Source organism: Streptomyces sp. NPDC056734 (assembly GCF_042790455.1).
Classification (GTDB): Bacteria; Actinomycetota; Actinomycetes; order Streptomycetales; family Streptomycetaceae; genus Streptomyces.
Window position 1 is genome coordinate 71,277 of the sequence record NZ_JBHTZD010000028.1, and the last position, 24,419, is coordinate 95,695.

Consider the following 24,419-nt stretch of genomic DNA (forward strand, 5'->3'; position numbering starts at 1 on the left):
TGTCGGCGGCCCTGGCGGGTGCCCTCTCCCCACGTGCGGTCTGCGACCCGGCACGGTCCGCGACCCGGCACGGTCCGCGACCCGGCACGGTCCGCGACGCGCTGGACCCGCCCCCTGCGGCGCCTCCGGTCCGGCCACATCGGCGACTACGTGGCCCGGCTGCTCGTGGGGATCGTGCTGCTGGGCGTCCTGCTGCTCCCCGGCGTGGCCGCCGCCGGGGCACGGGGCATGAGGCGCCCCCTTCCGGTCAGACCGCCGACGCCTTCGCGAACTCCACGGTGAACGCGGCGGCGAAGTCCTTGAGGTCGTCGGGCCTACGGCTGGTGATCAGCGTGCTGGGTCCGTCGCCGCAGACCTGGACCGGCTCGTCCACCCAGGTCGCCCCGGCGTTGCGCAGATCCGTGCGCAGACTCGGCCAGGAGGTGAGGGTGCGTCCGTCGACGACATCCGCCTCGATCAGGGTCCAGGGCGCGTGGCAGATGGCGGCGACGGGCTTCCCGGCCCCGAAGAAGGCCCGTACGAAGGCGACCGCGTCGGGGACCGTGCGCAGCGCGTCCGGGTTGGCGACGCCCCCGGGCAGGATCAGCGCGCCGAAGTCGCCCGCGGCAGTCCGTCCCACGACCTCGTCGACCGGGAAGGTGTCCGCCCGGTCGAGATGATCGAACGCTTGTATGTGTCCACTTTCCGTGGAGACCAGTGACGGGGTGTCACCGCCGTCGAGCACGGCCTGCCAGGGCTCGGTCAGTTCCACCTGCTCGGTGCCCTCGGGGGCCACCAGAAAGGCGATCCTCATGTCCGTTCACGTCCTTTCCCGATTTCCGTCGCGGTCTTCACCGTGCTCGCCGGGTACCCGCACGGCGGCGAACCATCGCGCGGTCTCCGACCGGCCCGCGTGTCGCCGGCGGGTTTGGCCCTGCCGCCCCGGGGCACCCGCAGCGCGCCCGGGACACCGGAGGCACCGGGGCGCGGGCGGCAGAGAGGGAGGACCGGCGTGACACCGGACGACGAGGGCCTCGGACGCGGGCGCGAGGAGACCGAGGAGGAACGGGCGGACCGGCAGTGGAACGACCTCCTCCAGGAGGTGCGGGTCGCCCTCACCGGCGTGCAGATCCTCTTCGGCTTCCTGCTGGCCGTCGTGTTCCAGCCCCGCTTCGCCGAGCTGCCCCAGACGGACCGGGTCATCTACCTGATCACCGTCTTCCTGGGCGCGGGCGCCACCGGCGCCCTGATCGGCCCGGTGGCCCTGCACAGGATGCTCACCGGCCGCCGCGTCAAGCCGCGGACCGTCCGGTGGGCCGCCCGGCTCACCGTGATCGGCCTGGTCCTGCTGCTGGGCACCCTGAGCTCCGCCCTCCTGCTCATCCTGCGGGTCGTCCTGCACGACACCCTCGCCCTCTGGCTCGTCGTCCCCGCCGTGCTCTGCTTCCTCCTGTGCTGGCTCGCCCTGCCCCTGTGGGCACGGGAACGCGGCGATCCGCAGGTGTCATGAGCGGCAGCCGGGGCACTCGCCGACATGACCGGCCCGGCAGCCAACAGCAGCGGGAGGTGGCGTCATGCCCCGCGGAGCCAGCCCCAAGCGGGAACGTCAGTACGAGCACATCAGGGAGTCCGCCGAGGAGCGCGGGGAGTCACCGCGCCGGGCCACGGAGATCGCGGCCCGCACCGTCAACAAGGAGCGAGCGCGATCCGGCGAGTCCCGCACCGCGAGCAAGGTCTCGCTGCGCGACCCGAGGTCGGCGTCCGAACAAGGCGGCCGGCGCTCCCACCGAGGGGCCCGGGGCCCGACGAGGGACCAGCTCTACGAGGAGGCCCGCAGGCGCGGCGTCGAGGGCCGTTCGACCATGAACAAGGCCCAGCTGAAGCGGGCGCTCGACCGCTGAGCCCGGAGGGCGGCGAGCGCGTACGACGACGAGGAGGGCTTACGCCAGTGAATGCGGCAGACGACCGGACCGACCGGACGCACGACGGGACGGACGAGGAACGGCGCCGGCGCGCGTCCGCCGACAAGCCCGTACCCCGCGACCCCCAGGACCAGCAGGCCACCGGCGACCACGAGAACGACCCCCTGTCCGTCCCGGTACCGGACGAGCCGGAAGGACGGGATGAACGGGCCGGACAGGTGCCGGACACCGACGAGGCCGGCTCGGGTCCCCGAGGTCGTGCCGCGAACGGCACCGTCCACCCCGAACACCCCGAACCGGATGAACCGACCGACTGACCGATCCCGCCGCGTCCGTACAGGTCAAGGGCGACACCGCCCCGGGGGCTGTGCTTCGGCGGAGGTGGTGCGGGGATCGGGAACCCCGCGCGCGGGCTCCCGGTGGAGGTCGCGGACATGTTCCAGCGCGTGGGCCAGGGCACTCCGCACGGCTTCGGGCAACTGCTCGCCGGAGGGCCAGCGCACCAGTGCGTCGGCCACCTCACGCACCTTGAGATTGGTGTGCTGCGAGATGTGCTTGAGGACCGTCCAGCCATGCTCGGGGCGGAGGTTACCGACGGCGATGACCACCCCGATCGCCTGGTCGACCAGAGCGTGCGCGTCCACGGCCCGGCGCAGCTGCGCCACTTCCTCCGCCAGTGCCCCGACCTGCTCCGCGGCCTCGTCCAGCCCGCCGTCGTCTCCGGTCATGCCCTGAGGCTCGCTTCCGGCCCGCTCCGAGACCAGCCACCAGGCGAACCTCCCGGCCTCGCGCGGTACAGAAAACGAAATGCGCTCACGCGGACGGGACCAGGGACCCCGCGGCCCGGGGACACTGGCCCCATGGACAGCCTGAGCTTCGACAGCGACGACCTGGCGGCGACCGAGGACTTCCTCAGCCGTGCCTACGCCAGGATGAGCATAGGCAGCGGCACGCCCGGCTCCAGCAGGCTGCGGGTCGAGCGGGCCGCCATCGCCCCGGTGAGCGTCGACGAACTCGACCTGTCCTTCGAGATGAGCTACGCGGTGAACCCGCTCGGCAGGATCTGCCTGTGCGTCGTCCACGAGGGCACCGTGCGCGACCACACCTTCCAGGGTGTCGAGGACGACTTCGGCCCCGGGGACGTCGTCCTGTTCGCCCCGCCGGACCTGCCGTACGCCGGGCGCATCAGCCATGCCCGCTACAACATCACCATGCTCGAGCCCGCCCTGCTGGCCCAGGTCGCCGACGCGGCCGGAGGCCATGACGGATCGCCGGTACGGCTCACCGGGCACCGGCCGCACTCGGCCTGGGCCGCCCGGCAGCTGAGCCGGACGATCGTCTATTTCCGCGACCATGTGCTGGGCGACCCGGCGATCGCGGACCAGCCGCTGGTGGCGTCGACCGCCGCGCAGCACCTCGCGGCCCGGGTGCTGGCCACCTTCCCGCACACCGCCCGCACCCAGGCGACCGGCGCCGACCGCCGGGACGCGCACCCGGCGACCCTGCGGCGGGCCCTCGCTTTCATCGACGACCACGCCGACCAGCCGGTGACCGTGGCCGAGATCGCCGCGGCGGCCCATGTCACCGTGCGAGCCCTCCAGTACGCCTTCCGGCGTCATCTCGACACCACCCCGCTCGCCCATGTCCGCCGGGTACGGCTGGCCCACGCCCACCGAGACCTGGCCGCGGCGGACCCCGGCGACGGCTTCACCGTCACCGGTATCGCGGCTCGCTGGGGCTTCCACCATCCGGGCCGCTTCGCGTCCGTGTACCGCGCCGCCTACGGACGGGCACCGCACCGGACGCTCCACGACCGCTGACCTGCCCCGCCCCAGGAGGGCGGCCCGGGAAGAGACCGGTCAGTCCCGGGGGAGCAGCGGACCGAGTGGGCCGAGATCGAGGTTGAGATCCTCGGGGCGCAGCCCGTAGCGCTCGCGCAGTTCCGCCATCCGCTCCTCCAGCAGCATCAGGGTGAGCCCGATGCGTTCCTCCTGGTCCTCGTCGAGGTCGCCCTCGTCGACCCGGCGCAGTGCCTGCCGTTCCATGAGCTGGCGCAGCAGCTCGACGACGGTGAGGACGAGTTTCACCAGGTCGCGCTCGACGGTGTCCGGGTCGAGATCGAGCGGGCGGCGACGGGTCATGACGACTCCCAGGGCGCGGGCAGCTCCCGGCGGACGGAGCTGATGAGGGCCTTGAGATCGATACGGACGAGATCCACGTCCGCGATCCGCAGGGTGATGTCCCCCGAGATGACCACACCGCCGGCGAGCAGCCGGTCGAGGAGGTCCACGAGGGCGATCTCACGGCGTTCAAGGGTGGTCATCGGCCCGGCTTCCCTTCCCTGTCAGCGCCTTCTTCTCCGTCTTCCATGAGTTCTTCGGCGGGCTGGTCCCCGACGAAGGAGTAGCCCGCCCACGGGCCGGTGAGCTGGACACGTACATGTGTCTCCGTCGCCCGCACGTCGTCCAGTACGCGCATGAACTCGCGGGAGTCCGAGCGGGGCAGCAGATAGGCGGCGTTGAGGACGTTCGGTCCCGGGCCGGTGGACAGGGCGCCGCTCTGGGTGACATGGAGCCGGGAATCCTCCGCGGTGGCGGCGAGCGCGGTGTGCAGCCGGGACGCGAAGCGCTCCGCCCGTTCCAGAAAGTCCTCGTGCGACCGGACGGCCTGCCGCCGCAGGCGCAGATAGTCACGGCCGGAAGCGGGCCGGGACTCCGGCACGGCGCTGGTGGCGGGCTCGGGCTCGGACGCCGGTTCGGCGTAGACCTTGACGCCCCATTCGACCCGGCCGTCGAGCCGGTCCAGTACGTCCCGGAAGTGCGCGTCCCGGGCCGTGAGCATCAGCCGGACGCCCTCGTCGTCGCGGAACACGGTGGCCAGGCGCATCGGCAGCGGGGTGGTGACGGCGGTCAGCGCCTCGATGACCCGTTCGTGGCCCCGCGCGGTGCCGGAGAGCCAGTCGAGATCCTCCAGATGGGAGCGGAGCGGTGCCTCGGCGAAGTCCTGCTCGGGCACCTCCCCGACCACCGCGACCAGACCCCCGCCCTCCATGACCCGGGGCCGGTCGCCCGCGACGCCCGTGAGGGCGGGGGGCAGTGCGGTGCCGAAGGGCCGGCAGACGGCGTAGACGTATCGCAACGCGGTCATCGTTCCTCCCTCCGGGAACGCCGGGGACGCTCGCCCCGGGTGGACTCGCCCCGGGTGGACTCGCGTCGAACGGGCTCGCGTCGGGCGGCCTCATCCCGGGCGGGCGCGCGCCGGGTGACCTCGGTGCCGTGGCCCGCTTCCAGCTCTTCCCGTTCTTCCCGCTCTTCCAGCCGGGCCAGACGCTCCCGCAGTTCGGCGTTCTCCCTGGAGAGTTCGTCGCGGCGGGCGCGGGTGGAGAGGGCCGGATCGTCCTCCCACCAGTCGATGCCCATCTCCTTGGCCTTGTCGACGGAGGCGACGATCAGGCGGAGCTTGATGGTGAGCAGTTCGATGTCGAGCAGGTTGATCCGGATGTCACCGGCGATGACGATCCCCTTGTCCAGCACGCGTTCGAGGATGTCGGCGAGGTTGGCCCCGCCGTCGCGTCCGTAGGGTTCCGGCACCCGGCTCGACATGGTGGTCACCGTCGGCTCCCGCTCCGGGCGTCCTCGTCGTCGTACGCCTCGTCGGCGTAGCCGCCGTCCGCGTCGCCCTCATCGTCCTCGGCCGCTTCGGAATCCCCCGCTTCGGAGTCCTCGCTGTCCTCGTACGCCTCCTGGTCCTCGTCCTTGTAGCCGTCCTCATAGCCGTCCTCGTCGTCTTGCGCCCGGTCGCGCCCCTCGGCGCCGGTGCCGTCCTCCTCCTCGTACTCGCCGTCCTCTTCCTCTTCCTCCTCGGCGAGCGCGTCCTCGTGGGAGACGACCACCTCTCCGTCGCTGATCTCGCCCCGCCAGCCGTCCGGCACCTCGCCCTTGAGAGTGATGAAGCGCACGTAGTTCTTGAGGTCGAGCCGGGCGCGGCGGCCCTGGGCGCGCCAGATGTTGCCGGTCTTCTCGAAGAATCCGGAGGGGTAGTACTCGATGACCAGCAGTACGCGCGTGAGGCTGTCCGTGAGCCGGTGGAAGGAGACGACGCCCTTCGTGGTGCCCTTGGCGCCCTCCGACGTCCACACGATCCGGTCGTCCGGTATCTGCTCGGTGGTCTTCGCTTTCCAGGCGCGGCTGGACCAGAGGACCTTCAGCTGCCAGTCCGACTGGACGTCGTCCGCGCGGCTCGCGCTCTTGACGCCCTTGGCGAAGGTGCTGAAGTCCTGGTACTGCGTCCACTGGTCGTAGGCCGTGCGCAGCGGCACGCCGACGTCCACCTGCTCGATGATGACGGTGGGCTTGCGGCCCGCACCGCCCTTGCGTTTGCCCTTGCCGCCCCCCAGGTTCTTGAGCGCACCCATCACGTTCTCCTTGGCCTGCGACGCGCCCACCTCCAGGGCGGAGCGCAGCGGCCCCTTGCCCTCGGCGAGCTTGCGGCCGGCGTCACCCGCGATCCTGACGAATCCGGGGCTGTTGCCCTCCGCGATGTCATTGAGCTTGCCGGAGGTCTCGCCGAGTTTCCGGCCGGCTCCCATGAGCAGCCGCTCGGCCTGCGCCGTGAGGTAGGCGCGTGCCTCCTCCTTCAGCCGGTCGGCGGCCTCGCTGTGGGCCACCCCGGCGAGCGGGCCGGCACCGGGCGCGGCCCGGCCGACGGTCTCCGTGGTCGACTTCGCGGTCGACTTCGCGGTCTTCGTGGCAGCGGACACGGTATTCGGTGTCATCGCTCACCGCCTCCCTTCCGTTCCGCCGCGCGCGAGCCGGTACCGGCGGCCTGGTTCCGGGCCCCGGCCGTCCTCTTGGCGGCTGACTTGCCCCCGGGCGTCGTACGGGAGGCGGTCTTGGCGGCGGGCTTCTTCGCCGGCGCCTTGCGGGCGGTACTGCCCTGCCGTGCCGGGGCGTCCGCGTTCCGCCGGGTCCGCTTCGCGCCGTCGGAGCGCCCTTCGGGCCCCTGGCGCCCCTTCGCGCCCTCGGTCTCTTCCGCCTCCTCCCCCTCTCCTGTCTGCTCCTCCGCCCCCTCCGCCCCCTCCGCCCCCTCCGTCTCCTCGGTGTCTTCGGTGTCGTCCGGTTCGTCCGCATCTCCCACGGTGGTGGCGAGCCGGTCGCGGACACCGGCGGTACGGCCGTGCAGCTGGTCGGCGAGCGCGCCCAGCTGACGTTCGACCAGCGCGCCCGAGGCGGCCTTGCCGACCCCGCCCAGGTCCGTGCGCAGTTCGTCGCCGAGCTGCTTGAGCTGCGGATTGTCCTTCAGCTGCTGCGAGACCAGGTCCATGACGGCACCCGGGGTCAGATTCAGCCGCTTGCCGGCCACCAGGGTGCCGACCCCGATCGCCAGCTTCAGTTTCTTGGTGCGTCCCAGGAAGTATCCGGCCCCCAGTGCGAGGCCCATCATCATGCGGTTCATCGTGGTGTCCCGTCGTCCTAGTGGTGTGCTCGGTCGGTGGCCGCCTCCAGCCGGTCGAGGAGTTCGTCCTCCAGCCGGTCGAACTCCTCCTCGCTGAGGGCTCCCTCCTCCAGCGACTGCTCCAGACGGGCCAGTTCGGCGTGGATCGCCGCCGGGTCGTAGTAGATGCGCTCGGCTTCCCGTACCACCTGCTGGATGGCCCAGCCGCTGCCGCGCACCGGGGCCAGCGGCAGGAGGAGCACTTCCGAGATCAGTCCCATGGCCTGCCTCCTAGGTGTCGGCGCCGGGCGCGGGCCCGGCCGGGCCGGGTTCGACGAAGCTGTACGGCGGGAGCGGTCCGTTGACGCTCAGTTCGAGGTGCGGGGCGGCCTGGCGCAGCTCGTCCACGGCGGTGAGGAAGTCCGCCGTCGTGTCCCGGTCGACCAGGAAGGACAGATTGGCCAGCCAGCCCGTCGAAGCGGGGCCCGAGCTGGTCGCCGCGGCCCTGGGCGCGAGGGTCTCCAGCAGCACCGCCTGGTCCTGGGCCTCCTGCGCCCTTATGGCGGTGGCGATCATCTCGCCGAGCTGGAGCCGCTGTTCCTGGCTGCCGCCGCCATGCTGCCGTCCGGCCTCGGCCAGGGCGCGCAGTTCGGGGCTGTCCGCCAGCACCCGGTGCAGGACGGCGTCCTCGACGTGGGTGGCCTTGACGTTGATCTCCGTCCTGCCGTCGAGGGCGTCGAGCCGTTCGGCGAAGTGATCCGCCCGTTCGGCCAGCACCTCGACGACCGTGGAGTCGTCGGGGGCCACGCTCCCGAACCGCATGGGAAGCACACAGCCGGCCGCGCCGGTCTCGCCCAGCACGCTCTGGTGGGCGAGCAGGTCACGTCGCTTGGGGCGCAGCCCCTCCGGGGCGTCGCTGACGACCGCCGTGAGGTCGCCCTCGGTCAGCGCGCGCACCGGGCGCGGCGGATCACCGACGCCTCCCAGTCCCTCGGGAAGGGCGGGATGGGAGCGGGCGGTGATGCCGTAGACGTAGGTACTCATGACTCGTCCTCCCGTTCCCTGCGGCGGGTGGCCGTCGCCTTGCGCGGGCGCTGCCGGGGCTCACGTTCCCGCTCGGGTTCGCGCTCCTGCTCCTGCTCGCGCGAGGAGTCGTCGTCGCGGCCCTGGCGGAAGGCGTCGGTGACGGTCTCCACGGCGCCGGTCAGCGCGCCCTTGGACTTGCCGCGCGCACCGGACTCCGTGACCTCACCGACCAGGTCGGGCAGACCGGGGTTCTTGTGCGGTCCGGCCTCCAGATCGAGGCGGTTGCACGCCTCGGCGAAACGCAGATACGTGTCGACGCTGGCCACGACGACCCGTACGTCGATCTTCAGGATTTCGATGCCGACCAGGGAGACGCGTATGAACGCGTCGATCACGAGTCCCCTGTCGAGGACGAGCTCCAGCACGTCGTAGAGGCTGCCTCCTCCTTGGCCGGACTGCTGCTGTGCCGGGACAACGGTCATGTCGTTCTGTCCTCCTCCTTGCCGAGGGTGGCGCCGGGAGCGTTGTGGGGTGTCGGCCCACGCTCAGCGGCCCGGCTGCGGTTGTGGATCCGACCGGCCCCGTTCGTAGCGCCGTACGCGCCGGTAGGCGGTGAGCCGGCCCTCGGGATCGAGGTCGACGCGGTAGCTCGCCATCAGGCTCATCGTGTCCGGGATCTTGGCGAGTTCGAGGACCTCGATCTCCAGGGACCAGCCGTCGTCCGTCCGTTCGAAGGAGGAGACGGTCTCCGCCTCCAGCCCGGTCAGGCCGCCCAGCTCGTCACGAGCCTGGCGCAGCACCCGTGCGGGGGGCGGCCGGTCGTCGTCGGTCATCGTGGCTTCCTCGGTCTTGTAGGGATTCCCTTGAGGGCGGACGTGTGGCCGTTGCTTCGCATGGCGGGTGGCCCGCGCGCCCTCGGTGGTGGTGTTCCCGAGGTGAGAACTGTGTGTGGTCGGCGATCGCGGATCGTCACCGCTGCTTCGCCGTGCGGCCACGGGGACCCGAGTGGCCCGCTGGCGGGCGGTCAAACCTCCACGAGCACAGTGCCGGGACGCCGGGCACGTTTCCCCCACCCGAAGGACGGCAACCCGCAACGGAGGCGGGAGACCCCATCCCGTCGCACGTTTCCCCCGCGGAAGGAAGATGAGCAGCGGTGACTGCGCGCAGCGAACGGAAGACCTTCTTCACGACCCTTCACGAGACCGGCTGGGCCAGGTCCCGCCGGCTGCGGGGGCGACCGATACGCACCTGCCGGCGCGCGGTCCTCGACGGCGAGGCCGGACGCCCACCCCGGGGCGACGACCGCCATATCGTGCGGGGCACGGACTGACGGGGTGCTGAGAGCGGATGCAGCGGATGCACGGCGCGGACCGGCCGCGGTACGAAGCCACCGGTCCGTTCCTCCCACCACTACGACTACGACCGGCCACGCTCCGGAGGTTTCCTTCTGGACGAATGGGGCACCCGGCACGCCCGTGCTTCGGCTGACCCTCATCGACGGGACCCACGATGTCTACTGAGTTCACCGAGTCAGCCGTGGCCGCCGAGTCCGCCGGGCTTGAGCCCGCCGGGCCGTCCGAGTCCACCGGACCCTCCATGTCCACCGGGCCCTCCATGTCCACCGGGCCCTCCGCGTCGGTCGCCCGCACTCCCCGCCTCCGCTGCTGGACACCGAGCGGTGTGTACCGCCCTCAGACCGACACCCACCTGCTGCGCCGCACCCTGCGTCGCGAGGGCATCGTGAACGGCGCGGAAGTCCTGGACCTCTGCACCGGGACAGGGATACTGGCGCTGGAGGCCGCCCTGCTCGGCGCCCGCGTCACCGCGGTGGACATCTCCCGGCGGGCCGTGTTCACCGCCCGCTGCAACGCCGCGCTGAACCGCAGGAACATACGCGTCCGGCACGGCGATCTGGCCGCCGCCGTACCGGGCCACCGCTTCGACCTGGTGGTGAGCAACCCGCCGTACGTCCCCTCCCCGGGCCCTGCCCCGGCGCGTGGCCCTGCACGGGCCTGGGACGCCGGAGCCGACGGACGGCTGCTGCTCGACCGCGTCTGCGACGCGGCCCCGGGGCTCCTGCGGCCGACCGGGGCGCTGCTGCTCGTGCAGTCGCACCTGAACGGCACCGACCGGACCCTGGCCCGGCTCGCTGGCAATGGCCTGCGCGCGGAGATCGCCGACCGGGCCGAGCTGCCCTTCGGCCGCGTCCTGCGCTCCCGGCTGGCCTGGCTGCGCGAGCGGGGCCTGACGACCGACCGCACACCCCTGACGGAGGAACTGGTGGTGATCCGTGCCGCACACATCTGAACGCCCGCAACGCCCCCGCCGGATCCGCGTCCAGCGCGATGGTCCGCTGCTCGTGGAGGGACCCGTCGAAGTGGTGGACGACGACGGCCGCGTGACGGTCTCGGAACGCTTCACGGTCGCGCTGTGCACCTGCCGCCGCACCCGGACACCACCCTGGTGCGACACCAGCCACCGGCACCGCGACCGCCGACAGGAGTGAGCGGCGCCCATGACCACCACCCACCCGCGCCTGCGCCCACCCCCGCTGCCCGAGCCACGCGGGCCGCTGTCCGCCGCCGTGACGGCCGCGCTGCGCGCCGGACACCCCCCGCCCGGCCCACCACCGCCACCCCCTGGACACTGCCCGGCCTACGGCGACGACCTCCAGCTCGCCCTGTACCTCCTCTACGAAGTCCACTACCAGGGCTTCGAAGACGTACCGGACCGCCTCGAATGGGACGGCGCCCTGCTCACCCTGCGCGCCGCGATCGAGGACCGATTCCTCGCCGCCCTGCGCGCCGACGTCCCGGTCCAGTCCACCGACACGGCCGAACAGGCCCTGGACGCGCTCCAGACCGAACCGGTCGGTGACGACGGCACCGGCGTCTCCCACTTCCTGCGCGACGAGGGCACCGCGGACCAGCTCAGGGAGTACGCGGCCGTCCGCTCCCTCTACCACCTGAAGGAGGCCGACCCGCATGCCTGGGTGATCCCCAGGCTGTGGGGGCGGGCCAAGGCCGCCATGGTCGCCGTGGAGTACGACGAGTTCGGCGCCGGCCGCCCGGAGAACATCCACGCCGACCTGTACGCCGCCCTCATGGCGGACCTGGGCCTGGAGACGGCGTACGGGCACTACGTGGACGCGGCGCTGGCCGAAGCGCTGGCCGTGGTCAACCTGATGTCCCTGTTCGGCCTGCACCGCTCCCTTCGCGCTGCGCTCATCGGCCACTTCGCCGCCGTCGAGATCACTTCCTCACCCGTCTCCCGCCGACTGGCCGGGGCCCTGCGCCGCACAGGCGCCGGTCCCGACGCGGTCCGCTTCTACACCGAGCACGTCGAGGCCGACGCCGTACACGAACAGGTCGTACGCCACGACGTCGTCGCCGGCCTCCTGGAGCACGAACCCGGACTCGCCGCCGACGTGGTCTTCGGCGTTCGTACGACGACCCACCTGGAGACCCGGCTCGCGTCCCGGCTGCTGAACGCCTGGCGGGGCGGAGACACGGCCCTGCGGTCCGAAGGGGAACGGACGGAGTGAGGTGGGACAGGGATGGGGTGAGCTGACGATGGCCGGCGAGATCGACCGGCGGGCGGGAGGGTGAGGTGCCTGCGGCCGGGGTACCCGCCGGCCCGTCGGGACGATCTGACAAGGAGAACGGCCGACAACCCGAACGACCCGACATCGACCACGACCCGACGCGACCTCCACGGGGGCGGACGTCCTCCGGTGACCCGAAGGACGTCCCGTCGGCATGGGACAAGGAGTGGAACTGTCATGGCTCAGCACGTGAAGGACATCATGACCAGCGATCTGGTGACCGTGGAGCCGGTGGCCTCGGTGGGTGCCGTGGCCCGGCTGATGCGGGACCGGGACATCGGGGCTGTGCTGGTCACGGAGGACGGCCGGCTGCGGTCCCTGGTCAGTGACCGGGATCTGGTCGTGCGGGTGTTCGCCGACGGGGCGGACCCGGAGCGGACCACCGTGATCGAGGCGTGCGGCGAGAGCGTGGTCACCGTCACCCCGGACGACTCTCTGGACCGGGCGATCGAGCTGATGCGCGCGCATGCCGTACGGCGTCTGCCAGTCGTGGTTGACGGGGACCGGCCGGTCGGCATCGTGTCGCTGGGAGATCTGGCCGTCGAACGGGACGAGACGTCGGTCCTGGCCCAGGTCAGCGCGGCCGGGCCGAACGGCTGAGGCGACCGCGCGACGCCGGCGACGTGATGGCCGACGACACGGCGAGGGGCGTGCCGCCGAATCCGGCGGTGCGGCCCCGGCCGCCTGCCGCTGCCTCACCGCGGCGGCACCGGGCGCTGTCACGGCGACGGGAAGGAATCCGATGGCTCGCACGGCGGGGCGGAGAAGAGGGGGCCGGTCCCGGTGAGGGCGAGCAGACGGCGGGCCGCCGGTCCGGCGGCGGTGACCGCGACGGACTGTCCCTTCGCGAGCGCGCGGTGTCGCGCCGCCAGCAGCACGTTGAGCACGGAGCAGTCCCAGAAGGTCAGTGCGGCGAGGTCCAGTTCCACTCGGGGAACGGGCTCGGCCAGCGCGGACCGGAGCGCGCGGTCGAGCATGGCGGTGTCGTCGAGACAGAGTTCGCCGCCGATCCCGACAAGGACCCGGTCCCGTTCACGGCGGATGCGGACCTGTCCGGAGCGGCCCCACTGTCCGGCACGGACATCGGCAGTCCGGGGGGAGGCACTGTCACCGCTCCCCGGGGGGACCGTACGGATTGGATCGGGCATGGCTGCCTCTCCCTGGACCGTGGAACCGTGGGGGCGGGAATCATCGAGCGGACGGAGTACCCCGTTGAACCTGTCCGACACCCCTTGATGCGTCAAGAGATACCGGAATTATGATTCGCTCTTGTGTGGTGTGAGCACCCGAGCCCTAGGATTTGGCCATGGCGGGAATGGCGGGAATCGACGGCGTACCAGAACCTCACAGCGGCTGGACCTTTCTCACCAGCCATGCCCGGGTCCTGGCCACGATCGCCGACAACCACAACGCCCGGATCCGTGACATCGCGGCGCGCTGCCGGCTCACGGAACGGGCCGTGCAGAAGATCATCTCCGATCTGGAACGGGACGGATATCTCTCCCACACCCGCCGGGGCCGTACCAATTCCTACGAGATCGACCCCGGCAAGGTTCTGCGCCACCCCGCCGAGGCGGGCCTGACGGTGGCCGCCCTGCTGGCGCTCCTCGTCCGGGACGAGGACGAACGCCAGGCAACCGTCCGCCCTTCCCACGCCGACGGGTGAGACGGGACGGGAGTTGCAGCCGGCCCCCGTCCCGTCGGGTGCATCGGGTACGCGGTCAGGCCGCCTCCGCCATGACCTCGTGGCGTAGCTGGGCGCAGCAGCGGGTGATAAGCCGGGAGATGTGCATCTGGGAGAGGCCGAGTTCCTCGCCTATCCGGCTCTGTGTCATGCCTTGGAAGAAGCGCAGGTAGAGGATGGTGCGTTCACGCTCGGGGAGCCGTCGTAGGTACGGCCCGACGGCGAGGCGGTCCACGACGGCCTCGTAGCCCTGGTCGGACCCGCCGAGGACATCGGTGAGGGAACCGCTGTCGGTGCCGGACACGGTGGCGTCCGTGGACAGGGAACTGAAGCAGTCCAGCGCCTCCAGACCGGTGCGTACGTCGCTCTCGCCGAGCCGCGCGTGCCCGGCGATCTCGGCGACCGTGGGCTCACCGCCGCCCGGCGAGCACTGGGCGAGTTCCCGGCGGGAGCGCCGGACCTGATTGCGCAGGTCCTGCACCCGGCGCGGTACGTGCACGGCCCACAGGCAGTCGCGGAAGTGGCGTTTGACCTCTCCGGTGATGGTGGGGACGGCGTACGCCTCGAAGGCGCGCTCGTGGCCGGGGTCATAGCGGTCGACGGCTTTCACCAGGCCCATGGCGGCGACCTGGCGCAGGTCCTCGGCGTTCTCGCCACGGCCGGTGTAGCGGCCCGCGATGCGGTGGGCCATGGGGAGCCAGACCCGGACCAGTTCGTCGCGGAGTTCCCGCCGCTCCGTTCCTTCGGGCAGTACGGCGAGCCGGGCGAAGTCCGCGGCGGTGTCGGGGGCGTCGTCGTGGGGGTGCCTGCGGGTGGTCCTCGTGGGGTGTGCGGGACGTACGGCGTCCGGGGGGTGACTCGCGTGGGCGGGGTGCGTGGGCTGCATGGTGCGCCTCCCTGCTGGGGGTGCCGGTGTGCGGACACCGTGAGGAGGCGCGGCAAGCGCGCGGGCGCACCGGACATCGGGCGAGCCGTCCCTCACGGGCGTGCCTGCTGTCCGAAGCACTGAAGGCCGCATTCCCTGTCCGACGCATGAAAAACACTTCCGGAAATAAAGGCCGTCACCGGGGCCGCGACGGCACACTGGGGCGAGTACGGTCGGTGACTGTCGGTGCCCCTGCGGCGCTCGGGGGACGTGTTCCGGCGGGTGAGGGAGACGAGGATGGACTGGGCGCGGTTCGCGCAGCAGATGGCGTCGATGGCGCGGGATCTGCTGGCACAGGAGACGTTGCGGGGCACGCTGGAGCGGATCACCGCGTCGGCGACCGAACTGGTGGAGGGCTGCGAGGCCGCGGGCATCCTGGTGCTGCGCGGCCACCGGGTGCAGAGCCTGGCCCCGACCCACCCACTGGTCGTCGACAGTGACCTGTTGCAGGAACGCCTGGGTGAGGGGCCATGTTTCGACGCCGCGCGCAGCTCGGTGGGGGAGCGGGTGTTCCGTATCGCGGACTTCACGGGGGACCAGCCCCGGTGGCCCGACTACGCCCCCGCGGCCCGCCGGCTCGGCGTCGGCAGCATGATGGGCTTTCTGCTGTTCACCGAGGACGAGGACCTGGGCGCCCTGAATCTCTACTCCCCTCACCCGGGAGCCTTCACCGAGACCAGCGAACTCGCCGGCTGGCTGCTCGCCTCCCACGCCGCCGTCGCCTTCTCCAGCGCCCGCACCGAGGCCCAGCTCGAACAGGCCGTCGCCACCCGCCACGTCATCGGCGAGGCCATGGGCATCCTCATGGGCGGCCACGACCTCACCGAGGACCAGGCGTTCGACGTCTTGCGCCGCTACTCCCAGGAGCGGAACACCAAGCTCCGCGAAGTGGCCCGGATGGTGTGCGAGCGGGGCGGCCTGCAATAGCGGGCCATGAAGTGGACCGAACCCATGCGGCAGGAGGCGCGCGGCGGGGCGGCTGATGCCCGTTGGGCGCCGGAACTCGCGTGTGCCCTGCGGGGCTTCGGCCCGCTTCCATGGCGCGAGGGCTGTCCCGATGGCCCGGTTGTCACTGGGCTGTGGCGCGCAGCGTTCCCGAAGAGGGTGACCACCCTCAGCAGTCTGCGGCTGGGGCGTTGACCGGCCGACTGCCGCGAGCCATCGCCCGCCCGCCATGCTGAGCGGGCATCGGCCCGGGGGGACCGCCGGGCACGGGCAACGGCGGCGCGGGCCGCTCGTGAAGGCACCTTCCACGGTGGCGATGCCGCTGTAGAAGGCCCGGAGGGCGCAGTGGGCGGCGCTCGGCTCGCACCGGCTGCCCTGTCCGGCACGGCAACGCCGCGCCGCATCTCCGTCGGCCGTGACGACGGCGCGGGCACAACAGCGCCTGCCCGACCCGGCCCGCGCCGATGGTGCCGGACCGGCACCTCTCCCTCCCGCTCAGCGGTCGCCGGGAACCCGTGCCCGTACGGGCAGGCATGGGACGGGCCAGGACGGGCACCCGTTCGCCGCCCCCGCCCGCCCGGCGAACCGGCCGACACCCTGCGGTGGTGGAAGTCGCCCGGTCCGGGTCGGCCCCACGGTGGACCGATCGCCCTCGCGCACGCCAGCACCACGCCCAACCAGACACCAGGCCACACCAGACACCACTTCGCACCACAGCACCACCTGCTCCGCACAGGGGCACGACCGGAAGGGCAGCACAACATGTCCCCATCGACCTGCTGGTACAGGTCCGCTACGACGGCTGCTGTCCCACGCGCCGGCCCACCGAAGAAGCGGTCCGTCACCTGCTCGGTGCCCTGGGGCGCCGGCTGACCGGCGACGAACGCCGGGAACTCGCCGCCCGCCTCCCCACGGAGGCCGCAGTTGCCTTCACCGCACAGGCACCGGCCACGACCCCCGTCACCGGCTGGAAATTCGTCCGGCCCCGATCTCACCGCCCCCGTCATCGACCGGCTCCCGCCCGGATACGCACTCCTGTTCGGCCGCGCCGGCCTCCGTTCCCCACGGCCCGGGGAGCGGGCGTCCGGTCGAGCCCCCCTCCCCGAACCGACCCGTCCTCGGACGGCGGGACACCCGCAGGCAAGTTCCCCCGCGGCGCCGGAACACCGGGCGCCCTGACACCGGATACGGCGAGGAGACTCATGGACCGGGAAACGGACTGGGAAATGGACCGGAACGCTGAACGGCCACCGCGGTACACGAAGAACGAACCGCTGATCGCAGGGCGGAAACGATCGAGGCAGGGATCCGCACGCGGCGCGATCACGCGGTACGTGTTGGTGGTGGCGTCGGCAGCGGTGATCGTATGGGCGGCGTGGGGGACGGTCGCGGCCCGCTGAGACGGTTCGACGGCCCGGTGGCCTGTCGTCGAACCGGCCCGGACCACGCCGAAGGCTCTGCCGGGGCCATGGCCCGCTTCCCCGCCAGGACCGCCCAGCGGCGGGCGAGGCGTCTCTACAGGTCGCGGCGGGGCAGGGGCCGTACGGCGGGGCCCTGGAGGATCGTGCCATCGGTGGCGAACCGGGAGCCGTGACAGGGGCATTCCCAGGTCTGCTCTGCGCGGTTGAAGGCCACGACGCAGCCCAGATGGGTGCAGCGGGCGGAGACGGCGTGGAGCCGGCCGTGGTCGTCGCGGTGGACGGCGCACCGGTGCCCGTCCAGGCGTACGACGGCGCCGTCGCCGGGGGCGATGTCCTCGGGGGCGGGGCCGTTCAGGGACGGCAGCCGGCCGGCGGTGAAGCCGCGTGCCACCTGGGCCTGGTGGGTGAGGAAGGACATCCCCTCACGGATCACCGTGCGCACCCGGCGTGGGTCGTAGAGACCGGCCCAGGGAGTCTCGCGGCCGGTGACGAGGTCGCTGATCAGGCCGCCCGCCATGATGCCGCCGCTCAGGCCCCAGCCGCCGAACCCCGTGGCCACGTACGTGCTGCCGCTGCCCGCGTGGAGCGGTCCGACGAGGGGGACGGAGTCGGTGGAGTCGTTGTCCTGGGTGGCCCAGCGGTGGGTGAGAGTGAGGCCGGGGAAGTGCTCGCGCGCCCAGGCGGCCAGCTCGGCGAAACGGGTCCCGGCGTCGGCGCCGCCGGGGGTGAAGTGCGCGCCGGTGACGATCAGCAGGCGCTCGCCGTCCGCGTACGGCGCACTGCGCACGGACCGGGTGCCCTGCTCCGGCGTGATGTACATGTCCCGTGGGGCGTGCTCCTCGTCCACGACTCTGGCCACCACCGCTTCACGGCGCGTTGGACAGCCGGTTCCTTCCACGCGTCCCCGTCTCCGGGGACGAACGCCTCCAGGCTCGCGGCCGTCTCCTCCGGGTCACGGCTGAGGACGGCGCAGCGGCCGTCGCGCAAGGGGTGGGCGAGCACCTTCGGGGCGTGGCTCCGGCTCAGTCCCTCCCGCTCCAGGCGCAGGCCGGCCAGGACAGGGGAGGCGGTGGCGAGCGGATAGAAGGTGCTGAAGAGGTCACTGGTGAACCCGGGGTCGACCCCGTGGTCGTGCCGTACGGCCCCTCCGGGCTCGTCCTGGGCCTCCAGGACCGCCACGCCCCAGCCCGCGTCGGCAGGAGGTTCGCCGCGACCAGCCCATGGGGACCCGCCCCGATCACTCCAGCGTCCGGCATGACTCGCTCCCGGCTCGGTGGGCGGCGCCGCACCCGGCAGGCGGCTGTGCCCAGGTCTCTGTCCCGGTTCAGGTTCTGAGCGGCCGGGGCCGAGCGCGGGATCGTGGTCGCCCGGCTATGGTGCGGACCGCGCCGTCGTCCCCCTCGCACAGCCGGGCGAGGCGGCCCAGCATCGCGCGGTTCCGCACCTGCTGCGCGACCTCCACAAGGCTGTTGTGGAGGGCGCCGCCTGCCCCGCGCAAGGGATGCTCATCGAAGATGAGCAGTGTGTGCTCGCCCCACGGCCGTAGCTCGATCGCGATCCTCGCGGTCCCCAGGGGCCCGCTGTCCGCCTCCAGTTCGAGGACGGTGGCCGGTTCGCTGCGGCGCACCACGGTCCGGTTGCGCAGTGTGAGCGGCCCGATCCTGATCTCGTAGCGGAGGGATGCCCCCAGCTCGGGCCACTGTCCCTCGTCCGCTTCGGCCCGGGAGGTGCCGACCACCCAGTCCCCGTACCGTTCGACGTCGGACAGGACCTCCCAGACGTCCTCGGGAGTTCTTCTGATCAACCGGTGCCGTACCGCCATGGGGTCCTCCGCCGTTCGAAGTGTCAGTTCCCGCCGTTGCGAGTTCCCCTGCCGCGCCCGGGTACACACTCCGCGCGGGGTTGATCGACGCGTCGGCGGCACTGCGGAGCTGCGGGCCGACGCAGGGGTGATCGTCGCGCCGCGGCAGCCGTTGCCCCGCCGCAGGACGGTCGCCGGAGCGCGGCCGCCGCGGCCCAGGTACGCGCACCGGCCCGTCGCGCCGTGCGGAGGTGCTGTGCGGAGTCGTCGTCGAAAAAGGACCAGGCCAGGATGTCGCAGGCGAGACGGAACTGGTGGGGTGGTGCGTAGGGCAGGCACCTGGCGGTGAAGAGGGGCGTGTCCAGGATCGCCAGGTAGGCGGCCTCGGGCCTTGACCCCTGATCTTGGACACACGAGACACTGGATCCTGAGGATCTGAGAACGGACATCTCGTGGTCATGAAGCACTACCCGCCGGAGTTCAAGGAGACGCGGTTGCGCTGTACGAGTCCCGCCCGGGAGCGACGATCAGACAGGTCGCCGCTGATCTGGGAGTCAACCCGGAGACGCTGCGGAACTGGGTACGGGCGGCCGGGGCGAACCGGCCGAGGGGCCGCCGAGCGGAGGCACCCACGGCGCCGCCCACGCCTTTGGAGGCGGAGAACGCGGCCCTGCGCAATAGGGTCCGTGAGCTGGAGGAGGAGCGCGAGATCCTGCGCAGGGCGGCGAAGTATTTCGCCGGGGAGACGCGCTGGTGAACCGCTTCCAGTTCGTCGCCGACCATCAGCGCCGCTACGGCGTGAAGCGGCTGTGCAGCATCCTGGGCATTGCCCGCTCGAGTTTCTACTACTGGCGCAACATCATTGCTGGCCGGGCGGTCCGGCAGGCGGTCGATGCCAGGCTCGCCGCCCGCATACGCAAGGTGCACCACAGCTCGGACGGCACCTACCGCGTCCCCAGGATCACCGCCGAACTGCGGGAGCCCGGCGAGTTGGCCAACTACAAGAAGGTCGCCCGCATCATGCGCCAGTGCGGCCTGGCGGGGCTGCGGCTGCGCAGGAAGCACCGCACCACCATCGCGGACCCGGCCGCCGCGAAGGCCGCCGACCTCATCGGCCGCGACTTCACCGCAGCGGCGGTGAACACGAAGTACGTCGGCGACATCACCTATCTCCCGCAGCCGGCGGGAAGTTCCTGTGTCTGGCCACGGTCATCGACCTCGCCGCCCGGCGCCTGGCCGGCTGGGCGATCGGCGACCACATGCGCGCCGAACTGGTCATCGAAGCCCTGGCCGCTGCCGAGCAGTGCCGCGGCAGCCTGGCCGGAGCCGTCATACACACCGCTTGCGTTTCGGTGTCGCATCAGCCATATTTCGGCAGGTCAGAGGGCCTCTTCGTGAAGCGCTGGAGGTGAAGTCGCCCCGCAGAGGCGTGATTGTCCTCCAGGCGGTGACTATGGCCAATGGCCGCCCGGAAAAGGCCCCTTGACCCGCCGCGTGCGGGTGCCAGGGTCGTGCGGCGCGGTCGGTGGGCGGTGGGTCGTCTGGTTCCCGGACCGGGTGACACGTGCGGCACGGCCCACGGTCGGGTCAATGTGGGCCGTCGGCGGGTTTCGGCTGGTGTGATCGCACGTCGGGGTCGGATCACGAACGTGAGAGAGACCGTGCGTATGCGAACCGTTGTCACCGCTGTCGTCCTGACCGGGATAGCCCGTGCCGGAACAGCCCAGGCCGATGCCGGGGAACACACGGATATCGGCGCCGTGGCCACCTACGGCGAAGCCGTCGCGCTCGTCGCGGCGAGGCACGCCGACGGCAACTTCTCCTTCATGGGCTAGCCGAGCCCGACCGGCACGGCCGCGACCCCGAGTTCGCGCCGGCGTTACGCGCGCCCGGGGACGCCGACGACAGCGTCGTGCGGGCCTGGGCGGTTGAGGTGCCACGGGGCATCCGCCCATCCCCGCGCCGCCCGATCTCAGGCGTCCACCCGTTCGGCCCGACCGCCCGGGGTCATCCTCAAAAGCGCCGGTCACCCGCTCAAGACCGCGCTGCTATCCCTTCCGACCGATCTCGGCCGACCCCCTATGAGTGGAAAGGGGCGGCCTCTCCACGCGCAGGAGCGACGTGTGTCAGCCCGTACCAGGAAGGAGAATGCCGTGCCTGAACCCGACGCGGTGGAAATCAATGACTCGGAGGGCCGTCAGTCCGAGGACGAGATGTACGAGTGCAACGACGAGGACGGAGTGAGCATCCGGTCCGATGTCTACGAATCCCTCCCCGAGTTCACCGAACTGAGCGAGAGCATGCGGACCCTCACCAGCCAGGTCGAGGTCGAGGTCGAGGTCCTTCGCGCCATCGACGAACTGGACGCGAAGGTGACGGATCCCCCCAGGGATGACGTCGAGCAGGTCCAGGGGGACTCGCCGGAGCTCAAGCGGATGATGCGGACACAGCAGACCCAGACAGAGGACTTCGCCCTCCAGGCCCGCAAGGGGAGGATCTACACGCGCAGCAAGGGCTGGATGCTGGCGGTGGTACTGACAGGAACTCTCAGCGGTCTCTCATCTGCCGTAATCACGGTACTTACCTACCTGCAGAACCAGCGCAAGAACACCGCCACCGGTACGCGAACTTCCGGAGGCACACCTGAGGACACCGATGTCCCTGCGGACCTCCAGCTGACGAAGGACCAGCAGGAGAAAATGCAGGGGCAGCTTGAGCGATGGTGGGCTCTGGAGGACGGGGCGGTATGGGCCAAGACGGCAGAGCTGGTCGACAAGCGGAATCTGTCCTTGCAGGGGCAGGTCATCATGCTCGACATGGTCAAGCGGCTGTCGGCTCCGTTGCTGGCTCCGTTCATCTGGCCCAGTGCCGAGGACAAGGTCGGGGCGGTCAAGAAGTGCATCGCCGCGTTCGACGGGTTCGACGTCCCGGGGCGCCCCAAGTCGCAGGCCCTGTACGGCGCGGTCGCGGGTTTGCGGTACCAGGGCGGACCGCTGCCGCGGCAGGTGGCCGCAGGCGTGATCCAGCTCGCTCTGCACCAGATCATCGCCGCCAGGACCGGCGGCCCCGAACCGGATCTCCATTTCCCCGCCCGGAACGGCGGGCCCGAGGCCAGTGTCTACGCCGGCACATACCTCCAGCGAACCAGGCGTGCCAGCCACCAGCCGCCCGCTTTCCGGGCCCTGCTCGACGAGAGCACCGGCCCGCTGCCACTCCTGGACCAGCGGGAGTTCACCAGCCTGCTGAGTGGCCTGCTGAGCGGGGCGGAGCCCGACCTGTGCCGGCAGTTGCAGGACATGGTCACCCGGGAAACAGCGGTACGGCGCCAGAGCCACCCGCTGCTGCGTGGCGAACGCATCGAGGAGGACTACATCACCGCCCTCGCCGAACCCTGGCGGGACCGCGGCCAGCACGCCCTGGTGTATTACCGGCGCACCAATCTGGGCGAACTGGCGGTCATCCCCATCGCCAGCGCGACCAGTACGGCGACCAGCACCGGTGTCGCAGGAAACTCGGCGGCGACCACGACCATGGACATCGTGAGACAGAGCCTCACCACCGTCAGCATGATCGCGTTTGCCTGCGGTCCCGAAGGCGTGATCGTCGGAGCCGGCGGGCTGATCCTCAACACGATCCTGTCCATCGCCTTCCCCCCGGAACAGGTGGACCTGCCCAAGGCGATCAGCGACCTCGTCAAACAAGACCTCGCCGACGACCATCTGCTCCAGGCCGCCCCAAAGATCCTTGCCTACACGACCTGGATCAGCGAATACGCCAAAGCCAAAAAGGGTTTCAAATTCACCAGCAAAGAGGAGAAGGCGTACCAGAGCACGTTCGCCGAGCTGAAGAAAAACGTGGAGGACGCCCTCAGTCCCGGCAGTCCGCTCCTCCAGACGATCAGCGAACTCCAGAACGGCACGTACCCCTCCACCCCTGAGTTCCAGTACATCGCGCTCCCGCTCTTCTGCCTGGCCGCCAGTACCCACCTGACGATGCTCCAGGTCGACATCCTGCTGACCAAGGACGACGACGCGACCACCTGGCACTCCCCCAAGACCGCCTATTTCATCGAGGCCGCCACCAGATACGCGGACCACATCCGCGATTCCCTGAAAGTCGTCTACTACGGCAGGTACAACAAAAGGATGACCGACCGCGTCGACGGGACCCACAAATGCGACTACCTGCGCGCCAAAGGACTTGACGCGGACTACCACTACTTCAAGGACGACCACGCCGGAGAATTCCCGCAGCGACACACCGAGACGCTCCTGGGGGGTCCTTTCTATGATAATTGCTACAACGTCGCCGGGCACGGGGAATCTTACGATGATGTAGAGAAATCCCGCAACGATTACTGGCTCGGCGTCGACCAGGAATTCAAGAACGCCTACTGCATTCCCGGTAGCCGGGCCGAGGACCTGGGGGAAGTGTGGGACGAACTGCGTGAACTCATCGCCAGATACAGCGAGGTGGTTTCCTGACACACAGCCCGGGAGGTAAGACGCGTTCAACGCTGCTGAAATCCGTGCCGGACCCGGATGCCTGCGGATGGTGGGTCCAGGGGAACGGGTCGAAAGTCCGGCTCGATGGCTCGTTGTGCGGCGGGCGCGGTGTGCAGATGCAGATACCAGCCCAGTACGCGTCACAGGGCCGCGTCGAGTTCAGGGAGCACCTCGCTGCGTGTGGGCCCGGTCGGTGACGAACGCGCGGAGCAGGTCGTGGAGATGGTGCCTCGGCCCGGTCCGCTCCAGCCGGTGCGCGCTGACCAGAACATCGAGCAGACCCTGGGTTCGGCGGGCGGCGGAGCCCCCCTTCTTAGGATGATCTTGGAGTAGTCAAAGCGCGCCCTTTTCAGCGCGTAGGTGCGAAGGTGTGACGACCCTCCAGAATATCCCGCGATGAAGAAAAGTCCGCTTCAGGCTGCTTGCCTGTTTTCCTGTCCGGTGTGTTGCTGTGGTGTGGAGGCGACGCCTGCCGAGGATTTCGGTTCCAACCCTAGGAGGTGTAAGGTGCGCCGTTCAACCGAACAGGTGGAGCCAGGCTTTGCCGACGGCAGTGGGGCAGTACGGGGCGCCGTCGGACGTGTGGGCGGTTGAAGCGCCGGGACGAGCCAGCGTGGTGCAGTGCGCCAGAGCCGGGTGTTTACGGCGTGGTGGTCCGATTTCCTGAATACGTGGGGCGGCTTTGCCGTCGGGTGTGTAGTTGTGGGATTGGTTCGCGGCGCGGGCCTTTCTGGCGGGGGACAGGGCGTGGCGGTGATTCTTCCATGGTGCGGGTGAGGGCCGGTTTCGGTATCCGGGGATCCAGGGCTATCTTGTCCGCCGCCGGCGGAGTGCAAGGCGGGTCATAGGTGATGGGGGAATGTGGTTCACTCGGATTCCTTTCCTCGCGGCCTGGCGGGTTCGGTGAGGCGGAGTGTTTCGTCGAGGGGGGCTGGACGAAGCGATGTTCGGGGACGGTGGCGATGACCTTGCCATGCTGGTAGATCTGGCCTTTTCCGTTGCCGCAAGCGACGCCGAGGTCGGCGTCGCGGGACTCGCCGGGACCGTTGTGGAGGCGATTCTCACGGGACTTCGTTCACACAGCTCATGCTGTCCTGGACGGCCGATCCGCTGAGCCGACCATCCGCACTCACGGTGCAGAGCCCGACCCGCACTGGAACTGCCCGCCGGGCGC

The 24,419-nt window shown here is 70.8% G+C and carries 31 protein-coding genes and 3 pseudogenes; 16 read left to right on the forward strand and 18 right to left on the reverse strand.

All coding sequences use genetic code 11. The features are described 5' to 3' along the window. Positions 1-247: 247 nt before the first annotated feature. Complete coding sequence (locus tag ACFRFC_RS32655; protein WP_382691598.1) at positions 248-793, reverse strand: type 1 glutamine amidotransferase domain-containing protein; 546 nt, start codon at positions 791-793, stop codon at positions 248-250. Between the two features lie 198 nt (positions 794-991). Here ACFRFC_RS32655 and ACFRFC_RS32660 point away from each other — a divergent pair, with 198 nt between their 5' ends. The 3 genes from ACFRFC_RS32660 (at position 992) to ACFRFC_RS32670 (ending at position 2,218) form a co-directional block, all read left to right on the forward strand. After that, complete coding sequence (locus tag ACFRFC_RS32660; protein ID WP_382691596.1) at positions 992-1,489, forward strand: DUF6328 family protein; 498 nt, start codon at positions 992-994, stop codon at positions 1,487-1,489. Between the two features lie 64 nt (positions 1,490-1,553). Further along, positions 1,554-1,880: a plasmid stabilization protein gene (locus ACFRFC_RS32665; protein ID WP_382691594.1), complete on the forward strand. Its 327-nt coding sequence runs from the start codon at positions 1,554-1,556 to the stop codon at positions 1,878-1,880. Positions 1,881-1,927: 47 nt separating this feature from the next. Next, positions 1,928-2,218, forward strand: a complete 291-nt coding sequence (locus ACFRFC_RS32670; protein ID WP_382691592.1) for a hypothetical protein — start codon at positions 1,928-1,930, stop codon at positions 2,216-2,218. Between the two features lie 24 nt (positions 2,219-2,242). Here the strand turns inward: ACFRFC_RS32670 and ACFRFC_RS32675 are convergent, their stop codons facing one another. After that, entirely contained in the window at positions 2,243-2,629 is a 387-nt protein-coding gene (locus ACFRFC_RS32675) for an ANTAR domain-containing protein (RefSeq protein WP_382691590.1), read from the reverse strand. Between the two features lie 132 nt (positions 2,630-2,761). Between ACFRFC_RS32675 and ACFRFC_RS32680 the strand changes: the two genes are divergently transcribed. Further along, entirely contained in the window at positions 2,762-3,721 is a 960-nt protein-coding gene (locus tag ACFRFC_RS32680) for a helix-turn-helix transcriptional regulator (protein ID WP_382691588.1), read from the forward strand. Positions 3,722-3,760: 39 nt separating this feature from the next. On the opposite strand, the gene ACFRFC_RS32685 is transcribed toward ACFRFC_RS32680, so the two are convergent. The 10 genes from ACFRFC_RS32685 to ACFRFC_RS32730 form a co-directional block, all read right to left on the reverse strand. Continuing rightward, positions 3,761-4,042, reverse strand: a complete 282-nt coding sequence (locus ACFRFC_RS32685; RefSeq protein ID WP_382691586.1) for a gas vesicle protein K — start codon at positions 4,040-4,042, stop codon at positions 3,761-3,763. Beyond that, positions 4,039-4,224, reverse strand: coding sequence for a gas vesicle protein (locus ACFRFC_RS32690; RefSeq protein ID WP_382691584.1), 186 nt, complete (start codon positions 4,222-4,224; stop codon positions 4,039-4,041). Before ACFRFC_RS32690 ends, ACFRFC_RS32685 begins: the two co-directional genes overlap by 4 nt. Beyond that, on the reverse strand, positions 4,221-5,048 hold the full coding sequence (locus ACFRFC_RS32695; protein WP_382691582.1) for a GvpL/GvpF family gas vesicle protein: 828 nt from the start codon (positions 5,046-5,048) through the stop codon (positions 4,221-4,223). The genes ACFRFC_RS32690 and ACFRFC_RS32695 overlap by 4 nt, the downstream gene beginning before the upstream one ends. Further along, positions 5,045-5,503 carry a gas vesicle protein gene (locus ACFRFC_RS32700; RefSeq protein ID WP_382691723.1) on the reverse strand — a complete coding sequence of 153 codons (459 nt, stop codon included), beginning with the start codon at positions 5,501-5,503 and terminating at the stop codon, positions 5,045-5,047. Before ACFRFC_RS32700 ends, ACFRFC_RS32695 begins: the two co-directional genes overlap by 4 nt. A gap of 5 nt (positions 5,504-5,508) precedes the next feature. Further along, a complete protein-coding gene (locus tag ACFRFC_RS32705; RefSeq protein WP_382691580.1) occupies positions 5,509-6,675 on the reverse strand; it encodes an SRPBCC family protein in 1,167 nt (388 codons plus the stop codon). After that, a complete protein-coding gene (locus tag ACFRFC_RS32710) occupies positions 6,672-7,355 on the reverse strand; it encodes a DNA primase (protein WP_382691578.1) in 684 nt (227 codons plus the stop codon). Before ACFRFC_RS32710 ends, ACFRFC_RS32705 begins: the two co-directional genes overlap by 4 nt. A gap of 17 nt (positions 7,356-7,372) precedes the next feature. Then, on the reverse strand, positions 7,373-7,615 hold the full coding sequence (locus tag ACFRFC_RS32715; RefSeq protein WP_382691576.1) for a gas vesicle protein GvpG: 243 nt from the start codon (positions 7,613-7,615) through the stop codon (positions 7,373-7,375). Between the two features lie 10 nt (positions 7,616-7,625). Further along, positions 7,626-8,378: a GvpL/GvpF family gas vesicle protein gene (locus ACFRFC_RS32720; RefSeq protein ID WP_382691574.1), complete on the reverse strand. Its 753-nt coding sequence runs from the start codon at positions 8,376-8,378 to the stop codon at positions 7,626-7,628. Continuing rightward, complete coding sequence (locus ACFRFC_RS32725) at positions 8,375-8,842, reverse strand: gas vesicle structural protein GvpA (protein ID WP_382691572.1); 468 nt, start codon at positions 8,840-8,842, stop codon at positions 8,375-8,377. The genes ACFRFC_RS32720 and ACFRFC_RS32725 overlap by 4 nt, the downstream gene beginning before the upstream one ends. A 63-nt stretch (positions 8,843-8,905) precedes the next feature. Further along, entirely contained in the window at positions 8,906-9,193 is a 288-nt protein-coding gene (locus tag ACFRFC_RS32730; RefSeq protein ID WP_382691570.1) for a gas vesicle protein, read from the reverse strand. A gap of 320 nt (positions 9,194-9,513) precedes the next feature. Between ACFRFC_RS32730 and ACFRFC_RS32735 the strand changes: the two genes are divergently transcribed. The 5 genes from ACFRFC_RS32735 (at position 9,514) to ACFRFC_RS32755 (ending at position 12,564) form a co-directional block, all read left to right on the forward strand. After that, complete coding sequence (locus ACFRFC_RS32735) at positions 9,514-9,690, forward strand: hypothetical protein (protein ID WP_382691568.1); 177 nt, start codon at positions 9,514-9,516, stop codon at positions 9,688-9,690. A 284-nt stretch (positions 9,691-9,974) separates the two neighbouring features. After that, positions 9,975-10,667, forward strand: coding sequence for a HemK2/MTQ2 family protein methyltransferase (locus tag ACFRFC_RS32740; protein ID WP_382691722.1), 693 nt, complete (start codon positions 9,975-9,977; stop codon positions 10,665-10,667). Beyond that, positions 10,651-10,866, forward strand: coding sequence for a CDGSH iron-sulfur domain-containing protein (locus ACFRFC_RS32745; protein ID WP_382691567.1), 216 nt, complete (start codon positions 10,651-10,653; stop codon positions 10,864-10,866). Before ACFRFC_RS32740 ends, ACFRFC_RS32745 begins: the two co-directional genes overlap by 17 nt. 9 nt (positions 10,867-10,875) lie before the next feature. Then, positions 10,876-11,904, forward strand: a complete 1,029-nt coding sequence (locus tag ACFRFC_RS32750) for an iron-containing redox enzyme family protein (RefSeq protein WP_382691565.1) — start codon at positions 10,876-10,878, stop codon at positions 11,902-11,904. Positions 11,905-12,141: 237 nt separating this feature from the next. Next, positions 12,142-12,564, forward strand: a complete 423-nt coding sequence (locus tag ACFRFC_RS32755; RefSeq protein WP_382691563.1) for a CBS domain-containing protein — start codon at positions 12,142-12,144, stop codon at positions 12,562-12,564. Positions 12,565-12,683: 119 nt separating this feature from the next. Here ACFRFC_RS32755 and ACFRFC_RS32760 read toward each other — a convergent pair whose 3' ends face one another. Further along, a complete protein-coding gene (locus ACFRFC_RS32760) occupies positions 12,684-13,112 on the reverse strand; it encodes an STAS domain-containing protein (protein WP_382691561.1) in 429 nt (142 codons plus the stop codon). Positions 13,113-13,288: 176 nt separating this feature from the next. Here ACFRFC_RS32760 and ACFRFC_RS32765 point away from each other — a divergent pair, with 176 nt between their 5' ends. Further along, on the forward strand, positions 13,289-13,630 hold the full coding sequence (locus tag ACFRFC_RS32765; protein WP_382691721.1) for a helix-turn-helix transcriptional regulator: 342 nt from the start codon (positions 13,289-13,291) through the stop codon (positions 13,628-13,630). A gap of 55 nt (positions 13,631-13,685) precedes the next feature. On the opposite strand, the gene ACFRFC_RS32770 is transcribed toward ACFRFC_RS32765, so the two are convergent. Then, positions 13,686-14,534 carry a SigB/SigF/SigG family RNA polymerase sigma factor gene (locus tag ACFRFC_RS32770; RefSeq protein WP_382691559.1) on the reverse strand — a complete coding sequence of 283 codons (849 nt, stop codon included), beginning with the start codon at positions 14,532-14,534 and terminating at the stop codon, positions 13,686-13,688. 276 nt (positions 14,535-14,810) lie between these two features. Here ACFRFC_RS32770 and ACFRFC_RS32775 point away from each other — a divergent pair, with 276 nt between their 5' ends. After that, positions 14,811-15,500, forward strand: a complete 690-nt coding sequence (locus ACFRFC_RS32775; RefSeq protein ID WP_382691557.1) for a GAF and ANTAR domain-containing protein — start codon at positions 14,811-14,813, stop codon at positions 15,498-15,500. Between the two features lie 551 nt (positions 15,501-16,051). Further along, positions 16,052-16,918: a DUF2267 domain-containing protein gene (locus tag ACFRFC_RS32780; protein WP_383112674.1), complete on the forward strand. Its 867-nt coding sequence runs from the start codon at positions 16,052-16,054 to the stop codon at positions 16,916-16,918. Positions 16,919-17,033: 115 nt separating this feature from the next. Here ACFRFC_RS32780 and ACFRFC_RS32785 read toward each other — a convergent pair. The 3 genes and pseudogenes from ACFRFC_RS32785 to ACFRFC_RS32795 all read right to left on the reverse strand — a co-directional run. Continuing rightward, positions 17,034-17,813 (reverse strand): annotated as a pseudogene (locus ACFRFC_RS32785) (FAD-dependent oxidoreductase); the annotation flags it as partial. A gap of 17 nt (positions 17,814-17,830) precedes the next feature. Next, positions 17,831-18,195: pseudogene (locus ACFRFC_RS32790) on the reverse strand (NAD(P)-binding protein); the annotation flags it as partial. Between the two features lie 68 nt (positions 18,196-18,263). Continuing rightward, positions 18,264-18,761, reverse strand: coding sequence for an SRPBCC family protein (locus ACFRFC_RS32795; protein WP_382691553.1), 498 nt, complete (start codon positions 18,759-18,761; stop codon positions 18,264-18,266). A gap of 478 nt (positions 18,762-19,239) precedes the next feature. On the opposite strand from ACFRFC_RS32795, the gene ACFRFC_RS32800 reads away from it, so the two are divergent. The 4 genes from ACFRFC_RS32800 (at position 19,240) to ACFRFC_RS32815 (ending at position 23,224) form a co-directional block, all read left to right on the forward strand. After that, positions 19,240-19,497, forward strand: coding sequence for a transposase (locus tag ACFRFC_RS32800; RefSeq protein ID WP_382691720.1), 258 nt, complete (start codon positions 19,240-19,242; stop codon positions 19,495-19,497). Beyond that, positions 19,494-20,138 carry an IS3 family transposase gene (locus tag ACFRFC_RS32805; protein ID WP_382691552.1) on the forward strand — a complete coding sequence of 215 codons (645 nt, stop codon included), beginning with the start codon at positions 19,494-19,496 and terminating at the stop codon, positions 20,136-20,138. Before ACFRFC_RS32800 ends, ACFRFC_RS32805 begins: the two co-directional genes overlap by 4 nt. Positions 20,139-20,407: 269 nt before the next feature. Beyond that, on the forward strand, positions 20,408-20,575 hold the full coding sequence (locus ACFRFC_RS32810; RefSeq protein WP_382691550.1) for a hypothetical protein: 168 nt from the start codon (positions 20,408-20,410) through the stop codon (positions 20,573-20,575). Between the two features lie 318 nt (positions 20,576-20,893). Further along, complete coding sequence (locus ACFRFC_RS32815) at positions 20,894-23,224, forward strand: insecticidal delta-endotoxin Cry8Ea1 family protein (RefSeq protein ID WP_382691548.1); 2,331 nt, start codon at positions 20,894-20,896, stop codon at positions 23,222-23,224. 952 nt (positions 23,225-24,176) lie between these two features. On the opposite strand, the pseudogene ACFRFC_RS32820 reads toward ACFRFC_RS32815, so the two are convergent. After that, a pseudogene (locus ACFRFC_RS32820) lies at positions 24,177-24,293 on the reverse strand (flavodoxin-dependent (E)-4-hydroxy-3-methylbut-2-enyl-diphosphate synthase); the annotation flags it as partial. Positions 24,294-24,419 lie beyond the last annotated feature (126 nt).